Genomic DNA, 4,259 nt, shown 5'->3' with positions numbered 1-4,259 from the left:
ACCACCAGCATATTGCAGTCGGAAACTGGAAAAAAATCGACGAGATACCGTTCGACTTCGAGCGTCGCTGCGTCTCGGTGCTCCTGGATAACGGCGAGACACRCTGGCTGGTGGTGAAAGGCKCATCCGAAGAGATCGTGGGGCTCTGCACGCATTACGAAGCAGAAGATACCGCATGCCAGCGGCCCATAGACGAATCTGCCCTGGCCGGCATTCAAAACCAGTACCGCGCGCTGGAAAAAGAAGGTTTGCGGGTGCTGGGCATCGCCTGGCGCCAGGTGCGGCCTGATCATCCTCATGCCGTTGTGGGCGACGAAAAAGAGCTTATCCTGGCCGGGTTCGCCGCTTTCCTGGATCCCCCCAAGGAGAGCGCCGCGTCCGCCCTGGCCGCGCTCAAGAACTCCGGCGTCGCGATCAAGATCGTTACTGGTGATAGCGACCTGGTAACGCAACATGTCTGCACCCAGTTGAACATTCCGATCACGGGGCTCCTGACTGGCAAGGAGATTGCCCAGATGGATGACCATGCTCTGCGCGCCCGAGCGGAAACCGCGAATCTGTTCTGCCGAGTCAGTCCGGCGCAAAAGGACCGCGTGATCCTTGCGCTCAAGGCCCGCGGCCATGTCGTGGGCTATCTGGGCGATGGCATTAACGACGCGCCGTCCCTAAACTCCGCAGATGTCGGCTTGTCGGTGGACTCGGCCGTCGACGTTGCAAAGGAGGCGGCGGATATGATTCTCCTGAAACATGACCTGCATGTAGTCCACGCGGGCGTTCTGGAGGGACGACGTACCTTTGGCAATATCATGAAGTACATCATGATGGGGACCAGTTCTAACTTCGGCAACATGTTCAGCATGGCCGGCGCCTCGTTGTTCCTGCCTTTCCTACCGATGCTGCCGACACAGATCCTGCTCAACAACATACTCTACKACATATCGGAAGTCCCAATTCCACTCGACGAAGTGGACGCCGTGGAAATTGTTGCCCCCCATGTGCTGGACTTGAATTTCATCCGCGACTTCATGCTGGTGATCGGCCCGATCAGCTCGCTTTTCGATTTTCTGACCTTCTACATCTTGATGGCCGTTTTGCAGGCGAACGAGCGGCAGTTTCAGACCGGCTGGTTCATTGAGTCGCTATGCACCCAGGTGCTGGTGATTTTTGTAATCCGCACTCGTGGCAATCCCCTCAAGAGCCATGCCCATCCTCTGTTGACGGCAACGTCGCTAGCGGTTGTGACCGTCGCGGTAGCGTTGCCGTTTACACCAATGGGATCGCACTTCGGATTTGTGCCACCACCTGTGCGCTTCTATTTCATTCTCGGTGCCATGGTGGTTGCATACCTGTTTCTCGTCGAGTTGGCCAAGCAGGGCTTCTATCGATGGTCAGCGGCGGCGAGGCGTCCGCGCAGATCTGCCACCTTGGTTTAGTCCGCTAGCCCGCGGGGTCAAGAGCAGTAGTTCGGCGCCCCTTGCGGGGCTTCCGGTGGTGGTGCGGTATTGCGCGTACACTCAAAATACAGGGACCATCATCGGAGGTACATCATGATCCATCACAACGATGAGCCTACTTTCCGTGGACTGCCATTGACCGCCGGACAAGACTCGGAAGTCCGGCACTACATAAAGAAGAAGACTCAGTTGGGTGATCCATGGGACACATCGGAACTGGCGGCGATGCTCGAAGACATGCTGCTGCCACCCGGCACGGAGGACGACAACCAGGGCGACTCCGCCATGGATACGCAGGCCGCCGCAGAGCGCGCCGCCACGTTCGTCAATCAGTCCATGGAGCCGATCGAGGCCTATGAGGAATGGAAGGCCGCCATGGAAATCGAGAGCATGAAKGGAAACAAGTGTTGATGCGCAACCGACCACGGAGCCGGTAGCAGCGGCCGACGAGCGCAGACGATCTCTTCTGAACCATCCGACACGCCCGGCGGCGGTCACTGGCCGCCTGGTGTTGTTGATGCTTTTACTCAACCTTGAACCGCCGTTTATGCGCGGTTTTACACCGCCGTCAACACCATCGAGACTCTGCTATTGCAAATGATCGATGACGAGGGCGGACCGCTCATCTGGCCACGCATCAGCGAGACCGAACGGAAGGCCTTCGATACCACTTCTCGGAAGCTCTATCGCTTCCTCCTGCGGGTTCAAGAACCGTAGTCACGTCAAGAAAACGACCCACAGATTTCCCCGACCAACCTTTATATCTAATCGCCGCCTTACGGCGTCGGGCCAAGAAAATTCCGCGTTTGCTCGCGGCAGACGCTGCCGTATAGTTGGTCAGGCAACAAGGGCCAACAGCGCCAGGGTAATCGCTCCTGACGTTTTTCTGATAGGGAGCGAGGAATCTATATGACGCACGCGCAGCAATCCGGACAATGGCAGGCCGCMGTCTGCTCGCTACTTAGCAAGCAACTGGGTCAGGATGCCGAGGAATATGTCGTGGAGGCCTTTGTCAAGAAGGGAGTTGCTATTGCGGGGATTCGCCGCAAGCGTGATGGTCATTGGCATAGGCACACGATCKGGCACGCCGTTGCTGACAAAGCCCAGCAGGAGGCTTCCATCGAATTGGCGTTTGAGGCGCTGCATAAAGCACTGCAAGCCGACAAAGGGGCCATGCGCAATTGGGTTACCCAAGCGCAATTGGGCGATCTTGTCGGCAAAAAGATGACGGAGACACACGTCTGAGCCCCGGGGCACCCGTGAGCGTGTCCGTACTGGGCTTGCAGGCCATGCAGGGTGCGGCTGGCGCTTGCCGGCCGCTTGTCATGTGTACCGAGCATGTCCAACAGCTCGGGGGTGCAAGTCCCCTATCCAACCTGATGGTGGTGAAGGATTAGCGAAGCGCAAGGGCGTCACCGCGAGGTGGGGTCTGAAGGAAGCGTGGAGCAAAGCCACGACCTGACGAACAGAAACCGGATGTGAGGCCTACCCGGCTGGACGAGCGAGCATGTGATCGCAAAGTCCATAGCCAGCGCAGGCGCTCGGCGGCCATCCCGAACACCTCCTTCAGTACCAGATGCAGCGCGCCGCGCGACAAGGGCTTTTCCTTGCCGATGATCGGCAGCACGATGGGGCGCGCCTCGCCCGGCAACGGCATCGGTGGCAGGCCGTACGCGTCGCGATAGCGCGCCAGTTCCACGATCAGTTCGTCCGTGGCGGGCACCAGCCGCGTCTTGTTGCCCTTGCCATAGAAGCGATCTGCAACAACAGCACCGTAAAGAGCCAGCGGCAGCGCGCCGCGTGCAGCCGCTCGCGCTCGGTGGCGGTGCCGTTCGCACCCGGCATCGCCTCGATCGTATCCCTGACCACCTGCCACAGCGCGTGGCTGAGGTAGCGCGTGACCCGCGGCTTGGACTGGTCGCGCCGGCTGCGTGGCCAGGGACAGCGGGTTGCCGGCGAGGTAGCCAGCGTCCACCAGCTAGGTGAACAGCGTATTGAGGATCACCATCGCATGCCGCGCGCTGGCCCGGGGAGAGCGAGCCGGCAAACGACCGCCAGTCCGGTGCGCCATACACGAGCTTCTTGCGCGACGTCATGACCCAGCGCCAGGCGGGTTGCGGATCGCCGAGGAAGCGCTCGTACCGCAGCACGTCCTCATGGGTGAGCGACGAAAGCAGCTTGCCCTGCTGCAGGACGGCCCACAGCAGCAAGCGCTMGACCTCGCGCCGATCGGTCCGCCGKGTGGCGGGGGGTGTYGGTATAGCGCGCCAGCCAGGCGGTGACGGCGGCCAGATCGTCGGTGGCMGAAATMTGCGAGATAGCGCGCGGCGGGCAGGCGCAGGCGCTCGGTGAAGGTGGCCAGCAGGGCGGCGAGGGGGCTTCCATGGATGAGGCGGTTGTCACTGAGTGGATGCGGCCATAACTCTAGACAGAAGCGTCGTTATGTCTAACTTAAGATACAAAAAGTTATATATGAAACGTATTACGTAGTAATATTTGTGAAATTCCTACGGGGTTTTCGCCTAGCCGTGACCGCCAGCCCTCCCGATAGTCCCGCTCGCCCGCCGGTCGACGCCGCTGCCGAGGCCACCCTCGCCGCCGAGGTGGCCGCCCTGCGCACCCAATTCCCCGAGACCCGCGCGCTCTACCGCGAGGTCTGCGGACTGCTCTTTTTCCGCTACGGCATCACCCCCACCGCCAACAAGCTCTATCAACTGGTGCGCAAGGGCAGCATGGGCACGCCSACCGAGGTGCTGGCGCAGTTCTGGACCKACCTGCGCGACAAGATGCGCGTGACCATTGACC

At 60.4% G+C, this 4,259-nt stretch carries 4 protein-coding genes and 1 pseudogene; 4 read left to right on the top strand and 1 reads right to left on the bottom strand.

The features are described 5' to 3' along the window. The 3 genes from AC1DKV_RS40155 to AC1DKV_RS40145 all read left to right on the top strand — a co-directional run. A partial coding sequence (locus AC1DKV_RS40155; RefSeq protein ID WP_477139727.1) for an HAD-IC family P-type ATPase occupies window positions 1–1,433 on the top strand: 1,433 nt, incomplete at its 5' end. Window positions 1,434–1,547: 114 nt separating this feature from the next. After that, entirely contained in the window at window positions 1,548–1,865 is a 318-nt protein-coding gene (locus tag AC1DKV_RS40150; RefSeq protein ID WP_477139726.1) for a hypothetical protein, read from the top strand. A gap of 498 nt (window positions 1,866–2,363) precedes the next feature. Beyond that, window positions 2,364–2,699 carry a hypothetical protein gene (locus tag AC1DKV_RS40145; protein ID WP_477139725.1) on the top strand — a complete coding sequence of 112 codons (336 nt, stop codon included), beginning with the start codon at window positions 2,364–2,366 and terminating at the stop codon, window positions 2,697–2,699. A 286-nt stretch (window positions 2,700–2,985) separates the two neighbouring features. On the opposite strand, the pseudogene AC1DKV_RS40140 reads toward AC1DKV_RS40145, so the two are convergent. Further along, window positions 2,986–3,839, bottom strand: a pseudogene (locus tag AC1DKV_RS40140) (tyrosine-type recombinase/integrase); the annotation flags it as partial. 143 nt (window positions 3,840–3,982) lie between these two features. Here AC1DKV_RS40140 and AC1DKV_RS40135 point away from each other — a divergent pair. After that, window positions 3,983–4,259 (top strand): DNA-binding protein (locus AC1DKV_RS40135; protein WP_477139724.1); only part of this gene is annotated, 277 nt, incomplete at its 3' end.

This window comes from Cupriavidus sp. 05T41 (assembly GCF_056396525.1).
The sequence above is the reverse complement of the archived record's forward strand: the minus strand, read 5'-3'. Positions and strand labels throughout refer to the sequence as shown.